Raw genomic sequence first — 17,188 nt, 5'->3', positions numbered from 1 at the left:
CGGTAGATAGTGATTTATTCAGCAGCAAATCTGTTGGGGAACCTGTTGTTGTCTTGCATCGTTTTGGTGGCAGTTATGGTGAGGCAAAGTTCCTACTGACAGCAATACAAGAAGCAATGCAGGAAAGAGTCAAAATAATTTTGTCTAACAAATGGGGTGTACCAATTAAAGTACTGCTTCTTCCCGAAACTAGAATTATTCGGCAAGCAAGGACAACAACCATTTTTGCAGAAAACTATATGGTCTCTGCAGAAGATTTAATTCAGGCAATTCGTGACGAAGTAAAAGACAAGAGGGTATTACTAGCGCTATCTGGTGGTGTTGATTCTTCAACACTTGCTTTCTTACTTTATCAGGCGATTGGAAAGCAACTAACTTGTATTTTCATTGATCACGGCTTCATGCGTAAGAATGAGCCAGAACGGATAATGAAGCTCTTTCAGGAGCAGTTTGATGTTGTTGTGGAGTATGTAAATGAGCATTATCGTTTTTTGCAAGCTATTGCAGGTATTACTGATCCCGAAGAAAAACGTAAGCGTATTGGTCACAAATTTATAAATGTATTTGAGAAGGAAATTAAGCGTTTAGGTTCTTTCGATTATCTGGCACAAGGTACTTTATATTCAGACATAATTGAATCAATTGGAATTGATATTGCTCCTAAAATAGGTGAACAGACTGTTACTAGAATTAAGAGCTATCACAACGTTAGTGGTCTACCTCAGCATTTACCCTTCAAATTAATAGAACCCTTACACAAGCTACTCAAGAGTGATGTACGCAACCTCGGTCGTTCCATTGGACTACCCGAAGAAATTATTCAACGGCATCCCTTTCCAGGACCTGGCCTGGCAGTTCGAATTCTAGGTGAAGTGACTAAGGAACGGCTGGATATTCTGAGAGAAGCAGATTATATTGTTCGGCAAGAGATTAACCGCTACGGAATGTATCAGGACTTCTGGCAAGTTTTTGCTGTCTTACTCCCCATTCGTAGTACAGGTATAACCATAGATAAAAAACATACTTACGCTTACCCAATAGTTTTGCGTTTTGTTTCCAGCGAAGATGGCATGACTGCTGATTGGGCAAGGGTTCCCTACGATTTGCTAGAAACTATTTCCACTCGAATCACAAATGAGGTTAGGAGCGTGAATCGAGTAGTGTATGACATCACGACAAAACCACCTGGAACAATTGAGTGGGAGTAGATGTAAGTTTATCAACACTACTCTCTCATTATGTACAGAAGTTCTATTTTGCATAAAAAAACATAGCCACTATTACACATAGGAAAAAGCATACACGCATAATCGTAAGGTTAAGCGTTTCATCGTATAGTCAACTGCTAGTCTGGAAATTCGGGAACTGCGATCGCTCCTATAACAACAGTCGATAGACGATCGCCCATTACTCCGTAGAATGATGACATCGTGCTCAAATCAGAAAACCGATGCCAAAATCCAAAACTTTTGAAGAACAATACCCAACCATCCATCGCTTTGTTGAAGAAATCGGCTGGATTGAAATTGGACAGCATGAGATGATTTCATCGTTTGTCCGGGCATACGATTTAGGTGGCACTGTTTACGAAGGCGAAGACAGCTATCCCAGCCTGGAAGCAGCACTCCAGGATCTGGAATCGGGGATCAGAGCCTATCTGGATGAACACGGCATTTAGTGCCGAAAGCGATCCCTACATTTGGGTTGTAAATTCAGGCAAAATGCTGACGAGAGTGAGGCGATCGCCCCTGCAAATCTGGGTGAGATCGTCTGCTAACAGGTTGAAGCACGATGAGCGATATAATCACAACAAACCGAATTCCTGCAAATTTTTCACATCCTCACGTAACTCATCCACATCATAGTGAACATAGAGATTTTTCTCCGCCAGAAGAGCCTGAAACTCCAGTTGAGTCATTCCCAAAAAACGACTGGCACTGCCCAGCGTGATTTTCTCTCGCTGAAACAATAGGAGCACTAATTCCTGTAAAAGCTCCGACTCAGAAAGCCCAGAAGCTTGAACCAGTTCACTAGAAATGATGAGACTCATCGTAGGGCGCAAGCAAGGTGTGGCTTTAGTATATCGATTACCCAGGTAGGGCTGCGATCGCCTGTTACCCGCTTGAAGTGCGGGGACTACGGCGTAGATACCTTTCGCCTAACCGAAGCTGAACTGGCTGAGGATTTTGCAAATGCCTGAGGTCATCACCGATACCTCACCGATTCAATATCTCTATTAAATTGCTCAACTGGATCTGCTCCCCACTCTGTATGGGCAGATCAGAATGCCCCAGGCAGTAGCCGATGTAATTAGCTCAAGGGCTTGCTCAGGGTATATCATTGCCCGATCCAACCTCCCTGTCTTGGATTACACTGTGCCAACTGCCATCGTCCATCCTGATTCCAGATCTTCCAAACCTCGGTGCAGGCGAACGCGAAGCTCCCAGTTTAGCGACCACCATTCCTGATTCCCGAGTGATCCTGGATTGCGATGGTTCTTTCAGAGGTAGGCTAAACTGCGATCGCCTACAATAAAAGCAACATTCCTGACATAGTTCTCTATGCAAATTGTTCTCCCACCCGAACTTGAAGAACTCGTGCAACGGCAATTGGCTAGCGGCAAATATCAGACTGCGATCGAAGTTCTGATCGCAGGTGCCAAACTCCTTGAGCAGCAGGAAGACATTTACCAGGGGCGACTGCAAGAACTGCAACAGGAAGCCCAAATTGGATGGGACGCTGCTCAGAGGGGTGAACTGTTCGATGGTTCCACTGCAATGGCACAAATTCGCGCTAACCTGCATTCTCGTCATGCTGCCGAGTCATGACCCCAAAATTTCGCCTCACCGAACCTGCGATTCGAGATGTTGAACAAATTGCTGATTACATCGCCCGTGAATCTGGTTTGGCTCAAGCCGATCGGTTTCTCGCTAGACTAGATGCCAAATTTTCTAAAATTGCTCAATTTCCCAATCTCGGACGACAGCGCAGCGAAATCTTACCCGGATTGCGTAGTCTTCCAATGGATCAATACCTCATTCTCTACATACCAACAAATCAGGATGTAGATATTCTTCGAGTTGTCAGTGGCTATCGTGACCTACCAGCCCTTTTTACTGACTCCGATGAATAAAATACGGTTGTTGAATTTGGCACTCCCAGGGCACCGATCGCAGAAAAATGCAGGATGTAGAAACTCTTCACCAAGAAGCAATGGAACTGGTAGATGGTAGACCCAGGGCACTGAACCCTACCCAAACTCATAGCCCTGATCGACCCAGTAGTGCCAGTCGGCAATTGCCTGTTGAGTCTCCTCGTCTGCCTCTGGTGCCTCTAATTGAATCAAGGGCACTGCCAGCGTATCACCCTCCCACTCAATCTCCACGAACATTTCCCGATCGCACTCATCCTCCGGAGCCATGTCCACGACTTCAACCGTTGCACCTTCCTTCAAAGGAGAAATGCGTCGCTTACTGATGCAAACTGCGGTAAAGGGGAATTGCATCGTGTCCTGCAAGTAGCAGTACCAGCCCATTGCCTGCTCTTCTGCACCATAGGCATCCACTACGATTTCCATCGTAATGCGTTCTTCCCGCTCCTCATCCGGTTTCCCTTTCGGCATCGCCGCCCTCCCTTGTGGAATTGCCGATCTTGATCAAACTTGATCAAACATTAACGTCCCTTTGCCAGATCGGCATAGATAAACGTTTCAACTCCCAATGCTATCAGCAACAGCAGTTCCACCCAAGAAAGAATTGTGACTCCGATCGGCGGGTTGGGAACCAGAAACCAGAACGCCCCCAGAGCAATCAACCCCGAAACGACAAAGGTAATTTCATCGACAATCAACTGCTGAATTTTGCGGCGCTTGCGGTGTTTGTCGTCCCGGTGGGCAATTTCCCAGCCAAACAGGGTTTCTAGCTCGGTGTAGCCTGTATGTTCCTGCAATTTGTCTACCAGCTTGTAGCGGATGTACCTGCCGATCGCCGAAATCTTTTCATCGTTGACCACATACGTCCAACCCAAAATCAGACAGACCCAGGGAATGACGAGTAAAGCATAGTAATGGGCGGGGTTGGAAACGGCAAAAGAGATAATTGTTCCAAACAAAACAAGTGTGACGTAAAGCAGGTTATCCCGGAAGCCAATCCGTTGCGTTTGCTCCGATTTCAGCTTGTCATATTCGGCAAGGAGGATTTCCAGAATTTGGTCTTTGTCGCTCATAGCTGATACTTTCTCGAACCCTGTATCTATTGTGGCTGATGAGTGATCAGTCCCTCAAAAAGCCAAAGAAAATCTCCAAACTCTGGTCAATTTGAGATGGAGTAGTCAGAATAGTGGATATTTAGGTTACTGAAGGTTTAGCCCATGCCTTGTGCGGTAATACTGACTGCTTTGCCCGTTGAATATACAGCCGTCCGTACCTATTTGACGGATCTCCAGGAGGAGATGCATCCCCAGGGAACAATCTACGAGCGGGGAAAATTCATTGCGAGTGGGCAGACATGGGAAGTCGGGATTGCTGAGGTGGGAGCAGGTAATGCTGGGGCAGCCGTTGAAGCAGAACGAGCGATTACCTACTTCAAGCCTGATGTCCTTTTCTTTGTGGGCATAGCTGGAGGCATTAAAGATGTTGCAATCGGTGATGTAGTAGCAGCCACAAAAGTTTATGGGTATGAGTCAGGAAAGGTAGGAGATCAGTTTTTTACTCGACCTGCACTAGGACAATCGGCGCATGCATTAGTGCAACGAGCTAGAGCAGAAGCGAGAAAAGAAGAGTGGTTGCAAAGGCTATCCAACCAACCAACTTCAAAGCCTCATGTGTTTGTGGCTCCGATTGCTGCTGGGGAGAAGGTGATTGCCTCAAAAGAATCAGATGTCTTTAACTTTATCAGGGCGAGTTATAACGATGCGATCGCAGTCGAGATGGAAGGCTTTGGTTTCTTAAGTGCAGCGTTTGCCTATCCAGAGCTTAAGGCGATTGTGATTCGGGGAATTTCAGACTTAGTTGATGGCAAAAATGACGACTCTATAGAATCAGGGCAAGAACCTGAATACGTTCGGCAACAAAGGGCTTCCTGTCACGCCACTGCTTTCGCTTTTGAAATTTTAACAAAACTCTGCCTTGAGCAACCATCGCCAAGAACTCCCCAAAACATATCCGAAGAGGATGTTAATGTATCTAAGTCAAAACCTGACAATAAAAATGTTGATGAGTACCGTCAGCGATTTGAGGAATATGCCTCTGATGGAATAATTTCTCCTATCGAGTCAGTTATATTGCAGAATTTGCAGACTCAACTGGGGTTAACCGAATCGGAGGTTAGTGTAGTTCAAGATGAAGTTTTAGCACCGTACAAGAAATATCAGAAAAGTTTAGAACAATATGAAAAACACCTTACTAAATTGACCGCTGAACGAGGATACCCTTTTGAGGAGGAAACTTTAGCTGAACTGAAGAAATTGAAAGAGTACTTTCGGCTTAAATTAAACGACACTGTTTCTCTTGAGGAAAACGTCAAGCTTAGAATCCTTAGAAGAGGAAGTATTGACTATACTAAGCTTCATGAGCTCTTGATTAAGAAGGAATGGGAAGAAGCAGATCGGGAAACGTGGAACATATTATGCCAAGCTGCTGGCAAGCAAAAGGAAGACCTTTTAGATAGGAAAGATATAGAAAGTATCTCCTGTGAGGAATTACAGATTATTGATTGCCTTTGGTTGAGATTAAGCAATGGAAGACTAGGGTTTAGCATTCAAAGAAAAATGTATGATGAACTAAATGGATTAGAAACAGAATTGGAAAGGATAAAAGAACTTGCCAGACGATTAAATTGGCTCAAAGAAAGGTCTTTTACATGGTCTCATAATCTAAAGAAGCTAACAAGTTCTAACGAGAGCTATAGAGAAACAAATATAAGTGAAGATGAAATTTTTATGGGATTTCTTCCAATATGTATTTGGTGGTGCTTAGGAACAGAAGAGTTTAAAGAATGGAGGGAAAAAGTTCATATACTAGAATTTAAGGCAAATGAAGAAATATACCGTGAAAGAGTGCAAGATGCTAAAGATTGGTTAAAAAGTGAGGAGCCAAGGATAAAGCAAAAAGAAAAAGAAGGAGAAAGAATGTGGGAAGGAATAACATTTCTTGAGCGTTTGGAAAGTTGTAAATTAGATGCATAATCATAGGTATTTGCGAATGCCTCGTGCAGTCATTCTAACTACTCACCCTGCTGATTGTTGGGCTGTTCGTTCCTATTTGATAAGCCTCAAGGAAGAAACCCACTCCCAAGGAACAGTCTATGAATTAGGACGGTTTTCTGCAAATGGTCAAACATGGGAAGTAGCGATCGCCGAGGTCAATGCAGGAAATTCTGATGCAGCAGCAGAAACAGAACGAGCGATCGCCCATTGGCAACCCAACGTCATTCTCTCAGTCGGTGTAGCGACTGGACTTAAAAAGGATGTCACTACGGGAGACGTTGTTGCTGCAATCGAAGTTTATGGATATGAGTTTGGCAAAGAAACGGAGTCAGGATTCTTAACCAGACCCAAAATGGGATTAGCCAGCTATCGGCTCGAACAGCGGGCAAAGGCAACAGCCAGACGAGAAGATTGGCTGGAGCGTATTCAACAAGAAGATCGTTCAAGCTGGATGCCAAAAGCAGTTGTCGGTGCGATCGCAGCAGGTGACAAGGAGATTACTTCCAGTCAATCTGCAATTTACCAACTTTTACAATCGAACTATGGCGATGCTCTGGCAGTAGATGTCACAGGGTACGGTGTCTTGAAAGCAGTTCACGCAAATGCTGAAACTAACGCTCTAATTATTCGAGGCATTACCCACGTTATCGATCACGATGGCACAATCGATCCAGACCAGGCAAGAATAGTTGCGGCTCAACATGCAAGTGCCTTTGCCTTTGAAATCTTAGCAAAATTGGAGGGTACTTCCTCTATCGGTCTAAGTTCAGCCGAGTACACCAAGCTCAAACAGCATTTAGCAGATGCCTCGAAAGGTTTACTGAGTTGGCAGCGCACACTCAGTAACGGTCGGCAGATTAAGCGCCCTGAATTGGATGAGTTGCTGAACTGTATTGAAACGGCGGACTCATCGACAACAATCGTTCTAGGTGTTCCTGGATCAGGTAAATCAGCATTGATGGCAACCTTAGGAAATGAACTGATCACACAAGGCTATTCAGTTTTGGCAATTAAAGCTGACCAGTTGAATGGAGCTATCAACACGATTGAAGACTTGCAGCGTGACTTGCATTTTACGTTGCATCCCAGTGATGCCATTTATGCGATCGCCAGCAAAGAGCGAATTATTGTTTTGATTGATCAGTTAGATGCTGTCTCTGAATTACTCGATCGCAAATCCCAACGGCTGACCCTGCTCCTGTCTCTGATTCAGAGATTATCTGGCAGTAAAAATGTTCATGTTGTTGCGACTTGCCGAGAGTTTGAGTTCCGCTACGGTTCTCAATTTGCTCGGCTTGCAGAAATTGATCACTTGTTCTTGAAACTTCCCACATGGGAAGAGATTGCCTCAATTTTAGAATTGGCAGGACATCAGCCCGCAGGTATGGGAGAACCTCTTCGAGAGTTATTGCAGAATCCACTTCACCTGAATATATTTCTCGCTATTGCCCAGCCAGGAGATGCCTTTACCTCCTCCCAAAATCTTTTAGACCGTCTCTGGGAAGAACGAGTGAAGAAGCAACCGAACACTGAAGAATGTATCACGTTCCTGGAAAAGCTGGCCGATCGTATGACTGAGGAAGAAGTTTTGTGGTTACCCGGTGCATTTGCCGATCAATCTCCAAAAGCGTGGCAGACACTGGAACAGGCTGGGTTGCTCATCACTAATCCAGAAAATGGAACCATTGGATTTCGTCACCAAACATACTACGACCATACCCTTGCCCGTGCCTTTGCTTGTGGCGCACAATCCTTAACCGATCTTGTGCTGGAGCGACAGGACGGGTTATTCATCAGACCTGTTTTGCTAAGAAGCCTGAACTATTTGCGTGGTACCGCTACTCGGCAATATCAAAAGCAATTAACAAATCTGCTGCAAACCTTCCAACAGCAGATAAGACCTCACATTCGTAATCTGCTGATCGAGTTTGTGGGAGCACAACCCAATCCTGATCCTGTGGAAGCAGGGCTGCTCATTCCCTTGCTGAACTCAGAAACAGAAGCAATTAAAGTCTTGAATGCCGTGGTTGGTAGTCCAGGTTGGTTCAGAAAGTTGCGCGATCGCCCTGAATTTAGACAGTGGTTGGAGAAACCAGCAGAACAGGCAGTCTATTGTTGTCCAATCCTGCAAGCTGCCGTAAGTTTTGCAGCCGAGGATGTTTGGGAATTGCTAGAAGAGTATTGGTTGGATGAGCAAACCTATGACTTTCTCAGTATCCAAGTAATATGGAACACCACTCAGTGGACTCCCGATAGAGTTTGCTTAACACAACAGATCATTCAACGCTCCAACATTGGATGGCATGATGTTGCTGTAATCGCGGAAAGAATTGCTGAGTTTCTGCCCAGTCAGGCTGCAAGGATTATTCGTAGTCATCTGGATTATCAGCTAACCCAAGCAATTGAGGCTAGTAAAGTGCCGCCCCCAGTATTGCCGTCCGATATGGGCAACTTGCCAGTTGACTATTTTCACGAAAGTGGGATGCTCCCCTTACGATCTGCCCGTGTGCAGCGGGAACAGTATGTTGGGTCGTGGCTCCCCGAACCGATTACGATGCCCCAATCTGATGATCCAGCCGAGCAGATAGAGTTGGCAGACTCACTTTCAATGGCGTTTTTAGTCATGCTAGAACGTTTATCGCCCATTGAACGAGCCGTATTTTTGCTGCGTGAAGTGTTTGAGTATGACTATGATGAAATTGCTCAAATGGTAGGAAAAAGTTCAACGAATTGTCGGAAAATTCTCAGGCGATCGCGCCAGCATATTGCCTCCCAACGCCCTCGCTTTTCTGTTTCCCAGCAGCAGCAGGAACATATTACCGAACAATTCTTAGAAGCTTCAACACAGGGAAATTTGCAAGGTCTGCTGACGCTGCTAGCGGAGGATGTCACCTATTGGTCCGATGGTGGAGGACAAGTGGCTGCTGCTCTCAAACCCCTACATGGTGCAATGAAAGTGGCACGATTTGTGTTAGCGATTCACCGTAAATGGCTTTCCACTGCTGTTTTTCATATTGTGAAAGTGAATGGACATCCCGGTATTGTCACAGTTGTAGATTTCAATGTTCATAGCGTAACGACATTCGACATTGTAGATGGACATATTCAATCCGTTTACACCGTCAGAAATCCCCGAAAGCTCAAGCAGATTTGCAACCAATGATGTCCTCACCTTTGCAGCAATTTTCGATCGTAAATAAAACTGTGGCGATTCAAGTGAAAACTGTTGTAAGCCAAAAATCAACATTACAGAAAGGAGATTTGAAGCATGACTTTAAAGAATAAAACAATGGAGCCTGCCACATCTCATCAACAATGGGTTTGTCAGACCTGCGGCTACAATATGATCGGTGAGATGCCCGATGTCTGCCCATTTTGCGGAGCGCATCATGACAAGTTTGTGTTCTGGGATGAGGCAGAAAAAATCTATCGGGTGACATCACATCGTATTAATGACTATGTGATGCAATTACTCTCTGTACCGCGTTTAGGGTTTGAACATGCAGCTTACCGCGTTGAAACGAAGGATGGTGCAGTTTGGATTGATTGTCCATCAGCATTTAACCGCGATTTAGAGCCAGTAGAGACGATTTACTTTACTCACAAAGATTTCATGGGCGCGTCTAATCAGTATCGTGAACTCTGGGGGGCAAAAGTTCATCTACACACTCTAGATGCCCAACTTCCGATCGCCCAACCCTTTCCAGTTGATCGTCCATTTGATGGTGACTTCACGGAACATGGAATCGAAGCGTTCCACATTGGCGGACACTCGCCAGGTTTCACTTTGTACATCTACGAAAAGGTGCTATTTATCTGCGACTATGCCTTTCCACCAGGATCTAAAATGCGATTGAATCCCTTTGGGTCGCAGGTTGAAACTCGTCGTCGGGCAGCCCGGATCTGGGAAGTGATTGCCGATCGCGCCTTAGACACCGTCTGTGGTTACAACTTTGTCACTGAATTCGCTCCCTGGCGGGAAAACTTTAAACAGTTACTCGATCGCACTTCCACAGTTCAGACACTGGGTGACTGACAAAACTTCTCAGCCAAAACCCTGGAAGCCCTCTCCCTAGCCCTCTCCCTTCGGGAGAGGAAACTAAAGAAGTAAATTGGCTCCCATCGCCCTTTAGGGGAGGGGTTGGGGGTGAGGGCACACAACTTTTGTCAGCCAATCAGGTTCAGACATCGTCCTTCCAGTAAAACATCTGCCTCAATCCCCCGATCGGATGACTCGTTTGGGTGAGGCGAAGGGAGCGCGCGACGGTTAGGCTGAAAAGATTCTTAGCCCTGGGGCTTTGCCCTGGAATATGGAGGGATTGATCATGTTAGTGAGAACCTGGCGTTTTGTCACTATCCTCCTATCCGCCCTCGTTACTGGAATGGCGTTTTGCCATGCGCTAGAACTGCCTGCTAAAACGCAATACTCTGCATCCCTGAGGAAGTACTGATGATACCATCCGTTCAGATCGCAACAGCCGATGATGAACCTCGCATTACTGCGGTCATGACGCTATCCTTCTCCGCAGATCCCGTTGCGCGCTGGACGTATCCTGACCCTCACGACTACTTTAAAAACTTTCCCAGTATTGTCAGAGCCTTCAGAAGCGCGTTTGAACATAATACCGTTTATGCTGTTGATGACTTTCGGGGTGCAGCACTTTGGCTACCACCCAACGTTCAGCCGCAAGAAGATGAACTGGCTGCCCTCTTTCAGCAAACGATGTCCGAATCGCATCAGCAGGAAGTATTTGCCATGATCGAGCAAATGGATCGCTATCATCCAGATGAGCCGCACTGGTATTTACCGCTGCTAGGGGTTGATCCGACGCTACACGGCAATGGCTATGGGTCGGCATTGATGCACCATACGTTAACTGCATGCGATCGAGAGAATGCCCCTGCGTATCTCGAAGCATCAAGCTCGCGTAACCTTGCACTGTATCAACGATATGGATTTGAGTTGCTGGGAACCATTCAAGTCGGCTCGTCTCCAACTTTCTTTCCAATGTTGCGAAAACCGCGTTCTCAGGATCGTGAATGAAATAACCTGGAGAATGATATTTTTACACTTTGGCAGTTTTGCCCGATGACAGTTCTGTGTCAGCAGACAAGATGAGATCAATCATGGCTGTATTGATTGTCCTGTTAGCAACTTTTGTTCTCGCTGTTCTCATTCGTCGCTTCCGATCGCCATCCGTTAACTATCGGCTCTGCGGTCAGATTGCCCTCTCATCAATGTTTCTGTTTGCAGGTATTAGCCACTTTTTGCTTGCCGATGGCATGGTTAATATGCTCCCACTGGTTTTCCCTTTTCGCTATGAAATTATCTATATCACAGGCTTGATGGAAATTGCCTTTTCGGTTGGTTTTCTCCTTCCCAAATTTATTCGGCTGACTGGCATTTTGGCGATCGCTTTTCTCATTGCAGTGTTTCCCTCCAATGTTTACTCAGCGCTCAATTCGGTAGACTTTGGTGGCAATGTTGCTGGGCCAATTTATCTACTCTTCCGGGTTCCAATGCAATTCTTTCTGATTGCCTGGGTTTGGGTGACTTCTGTAAAAGAAAATAAATCATGATCAAAAACGAAACAGTAATTAAACCGATCGCAGTCAGAGGATAATATGCGAAAACTAACGTATTATGTGGCGTGCAGCCTTGATGGATATATTGCCCATCAGGATGGCTCCCATGATGGATTTTCTCAGGACAGCGAATATCTTGCCGAAATTGTAGCGACTTTTCCTGAAACCATTCCAGCCCATCTGCATGATGTAATGGGTGTCAAGGGGGAAAACCAGTGGTTTGATACGGTACTGATGGGCCGTAGAACCTATGAGGTCGGGTTAAAGGTCGGTGTAACGAATCCTTACCCGCACCTGAAGCAATACCTGTTTTCTCGTAGCATGAGGGAAAGTCCTGATGCAGCAGTTGAACTGATTTCAGAAGATGCGATCGCACGGGTCAAAAAATTGAAACAGGAATCGGGGCAAGGAATTTGGCTGTGTGGAGGTGCAGATTTAGCGGCAGCTTTATTTGCAGAGCAGCTAATTGATCAACTGATCCTGAAAATTAATCCGTTCTTGATGGGTGCAGGAATTCCTCTTTTTGCAGGAACGATCGCCCAAACGGCTCTGAAGCTGACGGACAGCAAAATCTACAGTAACGGTGTCGTGGTCGTTCACTACCAAATCAACCCATAAACTCGATCAACCGGATCAATCATCCATAATCTTCCTGGGAATTAAAAACATGACCGACAAAACGCCTTTTTTAATGCGGCAACAGCAAATTGAGGAGAACTTGCAGTCCTTCTCGCATCCCTGGAATCCAAACTCTGAAATCTCAGGAACTCAGATGGGACGAATTCTAGGATTAACGCGCACCGGAGTCAACTTTGCCAAAATTCCGCCTGGCAAAGAATCTTTTGTTTACCACGCCCATTACCGGGAGGAAGAATGGATCTATATCCTATCAGGTGATGGAATTGCGGAAGTCAACGGTGAAGTGTTTGAGGTTCATGCCGGAGACTTTATGGCTTTTCCAACCCCTTCAGTGGCCCATCACCTGAAGAATGCCGGAAATGAGGATCTGGTTTACCTGATGGGGGGAGAAAATGTAGAGGTGGAAATTGCAGATTTTCCGCATTTAGGAAAGCGAATGTTTCGCCGAAAAGATGCAGTTGAAATCTTTGATCTGGCAGATGCAAAATCGTTTGGAAGCCTGGAGGACTGAAGCATTGAGAGACTGAAGATGAATCGCATCATCCAGAAAACACACCATAGGAATTGATTGTGAAAACGATTTATTACACTGCATCCAGTTTGGATGGATTTATCGCCGACTCGAATAACTCCCTGGAGTGGCTGTTTCAGTTTGGAGAACCCGATGGTGATACGTTCAATCAATTTCTGAGCGGCATCGGAGCTATTGCAATGGGCTCTACTACATACCAGTGGATCTATGACCACCAAATTGCCAATCCTCAACCCCAGGTTTGGCCCTATCAAATGCCTGCCTGGGTATTTACCACACGCGAATTGCCGATTGTTGCGGATGCAGATATTCGCTTTGTGCGGGGCGAAGTTGAACCCATCCATACAACGATGAAAGAGGTTGCAGGGGAAAAGAGCATTTGGATTGTCGGCGGTGGCGATCTGGCGGGTCAGTTTTATGATGCTAATTTACTGGATGAAATCACCGTCACCTTTGCTTCTGTAACCCTGGGAAGTGGCGCACCCCTGTTTCCGCGCACCGTTCATCCCCCACTTCAACTTCAATCCGTGGAGCGGGTGGGGCATGAATTTGTTGAGTTACGCTACCAGGTTCCTTCATCGCAGGGCAAATAAGTGGGTGCCTCCAACAGAACCAGCTAAATTACTCTAGTTAATCCAGGTAGAGTTCTTCCACTCGCTGCATATCCCAGTAAGAAGCTTCTATTTTATGCCCATCGGGATCGCGGACAAAGCAGCCATAGTAAGGTTCACCGTAATCGGGTCTGGGGCAGGCGCACCCTCATCAACCCCACCCGCTGCCAGGGCCGCTTCATAAAAGGCATGAACCGATTCTTTGCTGGGAGCCATAAACCCAATATGAGTGCCATTGCCCACCGTTGCAAGTTGACCGTCAATGGGCGTTTGCACCCAGAATTCTGGATACTGCTTCCCGTAGGCGACGGCTCCCGGATGCTCCATGATTCGCTGACAACCGATCGTCGGCAGAACTCGATCATAGAAGGCGATCGATCGCTCAAAATCGTTGGTGCCTAGGGAAATATGGGAGAGAATACTGGGATTGTCTTCCATGTCAGAGTCTTCCATTTTTTATTGAGAATCTTAGACTAATAATACAAGTACAAATGTACGAGGTCAATCCTGTTCTCATCGTCCCACTTCAATGTAGTCTGTGCTGACTGCGATTCACTTACCCTCCCCAGGATGAATTTGCGATCTACTGACTATGGCTTCAGTATTCAACAAACGATCGCCCAAACCTTAGCGTATGTGATGGGTGCAATGGTCTTCTGGTTAGGGACGTTCAATCAGTCGATCGCGCTTCAGCATCGTGCTAGCCACCACAATTCCAACCATTGCCAGCAGTGCCATCGGGTAAAACGCATAGGTATAGCTGCCAAACCAATCTCGAATTTGTCCCGTTGCCAGTGTTCCTAATAAAGCACCCACACCGTAGGCAGTGAAGACAATGCCGTAATTTTGGGCGTACTGATCTGGGTTAAAGAATCTGAGAGTCGTGGTAGGAGCCATTGCCAGCCAACCGCCCAGGCAGAACCAGAACAGGCAGAATGCAATGAGATAAGTTGCGACCTGTCCCTCCTGAGCATTCAGCATCAGCACACAGGCAATCAAAATCAACGTATAGGAAGCGATCGCTATATAGTGGGGTTTAAACCGATCGCACAACCAGCCAAACAAAGGACGGCTGACTCCGTTAAACAGGGCAAACAAGGCAACACTACTGGCTGCTAATTTGGGATCAATATTAATGATTTCTTCCCCGACAGGACTGGAAATGCCAATGGCACTTAAACCCACCAACGCTCCGATCGTGTAACAGATCCAGAGTCCGTAGAAAGAGCGGCTTTTGAGCAAACTAGCAGCGTAGGTCGGTGCTGGAGTAGAGGTTGATTGAGTCGCTAAAAGCCGTTTAGGGAACCAGTCCTGGGGAGGTAACTTTAAGGTAGTGGCGATCGCCAGAATGATCAAAATAAAGGCGATCCCCAGAATCCGGAGTGCGGGTCTAACCGTATACGCATCAATCAGATGATTCACCAGGGGAGCCGTAATCAGAGGTGATAATCCAAATCCAACAATGGTTAGCCCCACTGCCAGCCCCTTTTTGTCTGGAAACCAACGGGCGACCACCGCCATCGGTACCCCATAGGTAATGCCCACCCCAGTTCCGGCAATCACTCCGTAGGTGAGGGTCATCATGCCAATTTGAGTGGCAAAACTAGAGAGAATATAGCCCAGCCCAACGATCGTACCACCAATCGCAGTAACCGTGCGGGTGCCAATCCGAGGAATATAAAACCCCGCGATCGGCATCAGAGCTGCATAGAAAACCAGGGCAACCGTGTAGGGCAAAAGACTTTCCGTTGCACCAATATTGAATTCACCCTCCAGCGGTTTTCTGAAAATACTCCAGGAGTAGACCGTTCCTAAACACAGTAAAATGCTCATCCCCAGAGGAATCAGTAGCCATCTACCTTGATCCGCAGGTCGTCCAAATAAAGTTAACTCTGCGTTAGCATGGGAGTCATCATGAGTAGTAACCATAGATTCAAATACTTCAGTAATCGTAACGGAGCTAGTTGTTAAATTAAAGGTTGCTGAACAATCCGCTGGTTTTTCTTTGCTGCGCTTTTTCATCATCAGGTCAGATTCCTGATATTCTCCTAATCTTTAGAGAAAGTTAGTCTTTTCTGACTCGATCACCGTTCCATCCGGCATTACTGCACCCTGCAAAATTGCATCCGTCAATACCGTACCCGTTAAATCTGCGTTGCGTAAATCAGCCCGACGCAAAACTGCCCCGGTGAGATCGGCATAGCTCAAATCTGCGCCCTGCAAATTCGCTTCACTCAGGTCAGTTGGCTTCATTCCCTGTTGCAATGTTCGGTTCAAATGCGCACGGCAGAGCCTGGCTCCTGCCAGGTTAGCCTGGTACAAAACGGCTCCACTTAGATAGGCATAGGACAGATCGGCATGGCTCAAAATAGCCTGACCCAGATCCGTAATCTGATCGGACGTGGGACGTAAATCTGCCTCAAACAGATTCGCTCCCAGCAAGTGCGCCCGAACTAAATTTGCCCCACCCAGGGTTGCCTTACTCAAGTTCGATCGCTCCAGGTTCGCCTCCGTGAGCCTGGCTCCACTCAAATCCGCCTCTCGCAGAATCGCCTGGCCCAGATCCGCCTGACTCAGATTCGTGCCCCACAACAGGGATTCGCTCAGGTCTGCCTCCCGAAAGCTGGCTTGACCAAAATCTGTTTTGCCCAGTCGAGCCTGGCGCAAATCCGCCTGGTTGAAGTTCACACCGTGCAGATGCGCATTGTGCAAATCGATCTCTCGGAGATTTGCCCTTTCAAAGCTACGTTCCCCTGCCGCATACCGCTGCAAAAGTTCTTCGAGCGTTATCCTCATGGTTTTGAGCAAAGGGTTGGGTTGAAACGAGGTTAACTTTGCCATCGCTATTTTATCGCCATTCAAAAATCAGGATTGTGCTTCGACCCACTTAATAAATAAAGAAAATGAAAAACTTGTGAACTCCGATCGCCCCATTCCAGTCCATCGAACCGGGCCATGCCAGTCATCTAGTCATCTGCTTCATCGAGTTAAGCACGATGAATGGAACGGCAACGCAACAGGGCCTGACGAAACCCCAGAACAATCAGGACGTTGGAAAGGGTTAAAAACGATTCAGCCGTACCGTGCAGCCAGTCCACATTCGCCAGAGACTCCCCATAAACCACCCTGGTATAAATGCCAGCGGGAATCGTCACCCCCACAAAAACCAACGTAAAATAAAACCCAGCCATCGCCAGAGGGGGAGCCTGCTTCGATCGCGCCAGAAACCAGAGGAAAGCAAGGTAGGGAAAGAGCGAAAGGGCAAATAGGGTATCTTTAGAAATCATTAAACTTACTCCTCTAGGCTACGTTCCAATCCGAACCGATTGTCGCCACAACCACCCGGCCACCACCATGAGCATACAGTTACCCAAAAGCGTCATTGCCGCCTGGGCAGTTCCTAACCACGATAGGGCAGGCGCGTTGTCGAAAAAATGCCAGGTACAAACCAGAATGGCACTGGCCAAGGCCGGCATCATGGCGATCGCAAATCCCTTCCAAACAGGGTTTTGGCTGGCATCGGCATAGATCCAGACCAACCCCATAGCCACCATCCACTCAGATACGCTCAGAATGTGAACTATCCAGGTGGGAATTGAAAGTGCATGCATTTTAA

Annotated in this window: 19 protein-coding genes and 2 pseudogenes; 13 read left to right on the top strand and 8 right to left on the bottom strand. The window is 46.6% G+C overall.

Annotated elements, in window-relative coordinates:
• Window positions 1-251 precede the first annotated feature (251 nt).
• A pseudogene (gene guaA / locus ACM1PF_RS26070) lies at window positions 252-1,208 on the top strand (glutamine-hydrolyzing GMP synthase); the annotation flags it as partial.
• 242 nt (window positions 1,209-1,450) lie between these two features.
• On the top strand, window positions 1,451-1,678 hold the full coding sequence (locus ACM1PF_RS26065) for a hypothetical protein (RefSeq protein WP_416668743.1): 228 nt from the start codon (window positions 1,451-1,453) through the stop codon (window positions 1,676-1,678).
• Window positions 1,679-1,804: 126 nt separating this feature from the next.
• On the opposite strand, the gene ACM1PF_RS26060 is transcribed toward ACM1PF_RS26065, so the two are convergent.
• Window positions 1,805-2,050, bottom strand: a complete 246-nt coding sequence (locus ACM1PF_RS26060) for a UPF0175 family protein (protein ID WP_416668740.1) — start codon at window positions 2,048-2,050, stop codon at window positions 1,805-1,807.
• Between the two features lie 511 nt (window positions 2,051-2,561).
• On the opposite strand from ACM1PF_RS26060, the gene ACM1PF_RS26055 reads away from it, so the two are divergent.
• Both ACM1PF_RS26055 and ACM1PF_RS26050 read left to right on the top strand, forming a co-directional pair.
• Window positions 2,562-2,828 (top strand): ribbon-helix-helix domain-containing protein, encoded by a 267-nt coding sequence (locus ACM1PF_RS26055; protein ID WP_416668737.1) that lies wholly within the window; start codon window positions 2,562-2,564, stop codon window positions 2,826-2,828.
• A complete protein-coding gene (locus ACM1PF_RS26050; protein ID WP_416668735.1) occupies window positions 2,825-3,133 on the top strand; it encodes a type II toxin-antitoxin system RelE/ParE family toxin in 309 nt (102 codons plus the stop codon). The genes ACM1PF_RS26055 and ACM1PF_RS26050 overlap by 4 nt, the downstream gene beginning before the upstream one ends.
• Window positions 3,134-3,250: 117 nt before the next feature.
• Here ACM1PF_RS26050 and ACM1PF_RS26045 read toward each other — a convergent pair whose 3' ends face one another.
• Window positions 3,251-3,622 (bottom strand): calcium-binding protein, encoded by a 372-nt coding sequence (locus ACM1PF_RS26045; protein WP_416668733.1) that lies wholly within the window; start codon window positions 3,620-3,622, stop codon window positions 3,251-3,253.
• A gap of 50 nt (window positions 3,623-3,672) precedes the next feature.
• On the bottom strand, window positions 3,673-4,224 hold the full coding sequence (locus ACM1PF_RS26040; protein WP_416668730.1) for a hypothetical protein: 552 nt from the start codon (window positions 4,222-4,224) through the stop codon (window positions 3,673-3,675).
• 144 nt (window positions 4,225-4,368) lie between these two features.
• On the opposite strand from ACM1PF_RS26040, the gene ACM1PF_RS26035 reads away from it, so the two are divergent.
• The 9 genes from ACM1PF_RS26035 (at window position 4,369) to ACM1PF_RS25995 (ending at window position 13,554) form a co-directional block, all read left to right on the top strand.
• Window positions 4,369-6,183, top strand: a complete 1,815-nt coding sequence (locus ACM1PF_RS26035) for a GUN4 domain-containing protein (protein ID WP_416668728.1) — start codon at window positions 4,369-4,371, stop codon at window positions 6,181-6,183.
• Window positions 6,184-6,199: 16 nt separating this feature from the next.
• Window positions 6,200-9,367 (top strand): phosphorylase family protein, encoded by a 3,168-nt coding sequence (locus ACM1PF_RS26030; RefSeq protein ID WP_416668726.1) that lies wholly within the window; start codon window positions 6,200-6,202, stop codon window positions 9,365-9,367.
• A gap of 105 nt (window positions 9,368-9,472) precedes the next feature.
• Complete coding sequence (locus ACM1PF_RS26025) at window positions 9,473-10,240, top strand: rubredoxin-like domain-containing protein (protein WP_416668723.1); 768 nt, start codon at window positions 9,473-9,475, stop codon at window positions 10,238-10,240.
• Between the two features lie 289 nt (window positions 10,241-10,529).
• Window positions 10,530-10,655, top strand: a complete 126-nt coding sequence (locus ACM1PF_RS26020; RefSeq protein ID WP_416668720.1) for a hypothetical protein — start codon at window positions 10,530-10,532, stop codon at window positions 10,653-10,655.
• Complete coding sequence (locus tag ACM1PF_RS26015; protein WP_416668717.1) at window positions 10,655-11,248, top strand: GNAT family N-acetyltransferase; 594 nt, start codon at window positions 10,655-10,657, stop codon at window positions 11,246-11,248. The genes ACM1PF_RS26020 and ACM1PF_RS26015 overlap by 1 nt, the downstream gene beginning before the upstream one ends.
• Before the next feature lie 83 nt (window positions 11,249-11,331).
• A complete protein-coding gene (locus tag ACM1PF_RS26010; RefSeq protein ID WP_416668715.1) occupies window positions 11,332-11,784 on the top strand; it encodes a DoxX family protein in 453 nt (150 codons plus the stop codon).
• 45 nt (window positions 11,785-11,829) lie between these two features.
• Entirely contained in the window at window positions 11,830-12,408 is a 579-nt protein-coding gene (locus ACM1PF_RS26005) for a dihydrofolate reductase family protein (protein ID WP_416668712.1), read from the top strand.
• A gap of 49 nt (window positions 12,409-12,457) precedes the next feature.
• Window positions 12,458-12,940, top strand: a complete 483-nt coding sequence (locus ACM1PF_RS26000) for a cupin domain-containing protein (RefSeq protein WP_416668709.1) — start codon at window positions 12,458-12,460, stop codon at window positions 12,938-12,940.
• 59 nt (window positions 12,941-12,999) lie between these two features.
• Window positions 13,000-13,554 (top strand): dihydrofolate reductase family protein, encoded by a 555-nt coding sequence (locus tag ACM1PF_RS25995; protein WP_416668707.1) that lies wholly within the window; start codon window positions 13,000-13,002, stop codon window positions 13,552-13,554.
• A gap of 37 nt (window positions 13,555-13,591) precedes the next feature.
• On the opposite strand, the pseudogene ACM1PF_RS25990 reads toward ACM1PF_RS25995, so the two are convergent.
• The 5 genes and pseudogenes from ACM1PF_RS25990 to ACM1PF_RS25970 all read right to left on the bottom strand — a co-directional run bounded on the left by ACM1PF_RS25990 (window position 13,592) and on the right by ACM1PF_RS25970 (window position 17,183).
• Window positions 13,592-14,010: pseudogene (locus ACM1PF_RS25990) on the bottom strand (VOC family protein).
• A gap of 222 nt (window positions 14,011-14,232) precedes the next feature.
• Window positions 14,233-15,501 carry an L-lactate MFS transporter gene (locus ACM1PF_RS25985; protein ID WP_416668704.1) on the bottom strand — a complete coding sequence of 423 codons (1,269 nt, stop codon included), beginning with the start codon at window positions 15,499-15,501 and terminating at the stop codon, window positions 14,233-14,235.
• Window positions 15,502-15,627: 126 nt separating this feature from the next.
• Entirely contained in the window at window positions 15,628-16,368 is a 741-nt protein-coding gene (hetL, locus tag ACM1PF_RS25980) for a heterocyst differentiation pentapeptide repeat protein HetL (protein WP_416676803.1), read from the bottom strand.
• A gap of 191 nt (window positions 16,369-16,559) precedes the next feature.
• Window positions 16,560-16,859 (bottom strand): DUF3593 domain-containing protein, encoded by a 300-nt coding sequence (locus ACM1PF_RS25975; RefSeq protein WP_416668702.1) that lies wholly within the window; start codon window positions 16,857-16,859, stop codon window positions 16,560-16,562.
• Between the two features lie 18 nt (window positions 16,860-16,877).
• On the bottom strand, window positions 16,878-17,183 hold the full coding sequence (locus ACM1PF_RS25970; RefSeq protein WP_416668700.1) for a DUF2499 domain-containing protein: 306 nt from the start codon (window positions 17,181-17,183) through the stop codon (window positions 16,878-16,880).
• Window positions 17,184-17,188: the final 5 nt, after the last annotated feature.

Source organism: Egbenema bharatensis FJBBOT/2019, assembly GCF_048077055.1.
GTDB lineage: Bacteria > Cyanobacteriota > Cyanobacteriia > Elainellales > Elainellaceae > Egbenema > Egbenema bharatensis.
This window is presented reverse-complemented; position numbering and strand designations above follow the sequence as displayed.

Excerpts from the sequence above, each read along its gene's own strand:
- ACM1PF_RS25975 (WP_416668702.1), bottom strand. The coding sequence starts at position 16,859 with ATGATTTCTAAAGATACCCTATTTGCCCTTTCGCTCTTTCCCTACCTT.
- ACM1PF_RS26015 (WP_416668717.1), top strand. The coding sequence starts at position 10,655 with ATGATACCATCCGTTCAGATCGCAACAGCCGATGATGAACCTCGCATT.
- ACM1PF_RS26020 (WP_416668720.1), top strand. The coding sequence starts at position 10,530 with ATGTTAGTGAGAACCTGGCGTTTTGTCACTATCCTCCTATCCGCCCTC.
- ACM1PF_RS26065 (WP_416668743.1), top strand. The coding sequence starts at position 1,451 with ATGCCAAAATCCAAAACTTTTGAAGAACAATACCCAACCATCCATCGC.
- ACM1PF_RS25985 (WP_416668704.1), bottom strand. The coding sequence starts at position 15,501 with ATGGTTACTACTCATGATGACTCCCATGCTAACGCAGAGTTAACTTTA.
- ACM1PF_RS25970 (WP_416668700.1), bottom strand. The coding sequence starts at position 17,183 with ATGCATGCACTTTCAATTCCCACCTGGATAGTTCACATTCTGAGCGTA.
- ACM1PF_RS26040 (WP_416668730.1), bottom strand. The coding sequence starts at position 4,224 with ATGAGCGACAAAGACCAAATTCTGGAAATCCTCCTTGCCGAATATGAC.
- ACM1PF_RS26000 (WP_416668709.1), top strand. The coding sequence starts at position 12,458 with ATGACCGACAAAACGCCTTTTTTAATGCGGCAACAGCAAATTGAGGAG.
- ACM1PF_RS26045 (WP_416668733.1), bottom strand. The coding sequence starts at position 3,622 with ATGCCGAAAGGGAAACCGGATGAGGAGCGGGAAGAACGCATTACGATG.
- hetL (WP_416676803.1), bottom strand. The coding sequence starts at position 16,368 with ATGAGGATAACGCTCGAAGAACTTTTGCAGCGGTATGCGGCAGGGGAA.
- ACM1PF_RS26055 (WP_416668737.1), top strand. The coding sequence starts at position 2,562 with ATGCAAATTGTTCTCCCACCCGAACTTGAAGAACTCGTGCAACGGCAA.
- ACM1PF_RS26005 (WP_416668712.1), top strand. The coding sequence starts at position 11,830 with ATGCGAAAACTAACGTATTATGTGGCGTGCAGCCTTGATGGATATATT.
- ACM1PF_RS26035 (WP_416668728.1), top strand. The coding sequence starts at position 4,369 with ATGCCTTGTGCGGTAATACTGACTGCTTTGCCCGTTGAATATACAGCC.
- ACM1PF_RS26060 (WP_416668740.1), bottom strand. The coding sequence starts at position 2,050 with ATGAGTCTCATCATTTCTAGTGAACTGGTTCAAGCTTCTGGGCTTTCT.
- ACM1PF_RS26010 (WP_416668715.1), top strand. The coding sequence starts at position 11,332 with ATGGCTGTATTGATTGTCCTGTTAGCAACTTTTGTTCTCGCTGTTCTC.
- ACM1PF_RS26050 (WP_416668735.1), top strand. The coding sequence starts at position 2,825 with ATGACCCCAAAATTTCGCCTCACCGAACCTGCGATTCGAGATGTTGAA.
- ACM1PF_RS26030 (WP_416668726.1), top strand. The coding sequence starts at position 6,200 with ATGCCTCGTGCAGTCATTCTAACTACTCACCCTGCTGATTGTTGGGCT.
- ACM1PF_RS26025 (WP_416668723.1), top strand. The coding sequence starts at position 9,473 with ATGACTTTAAAGAATAAAACAATGGAGCCTGCCACATCTCATCAACAA.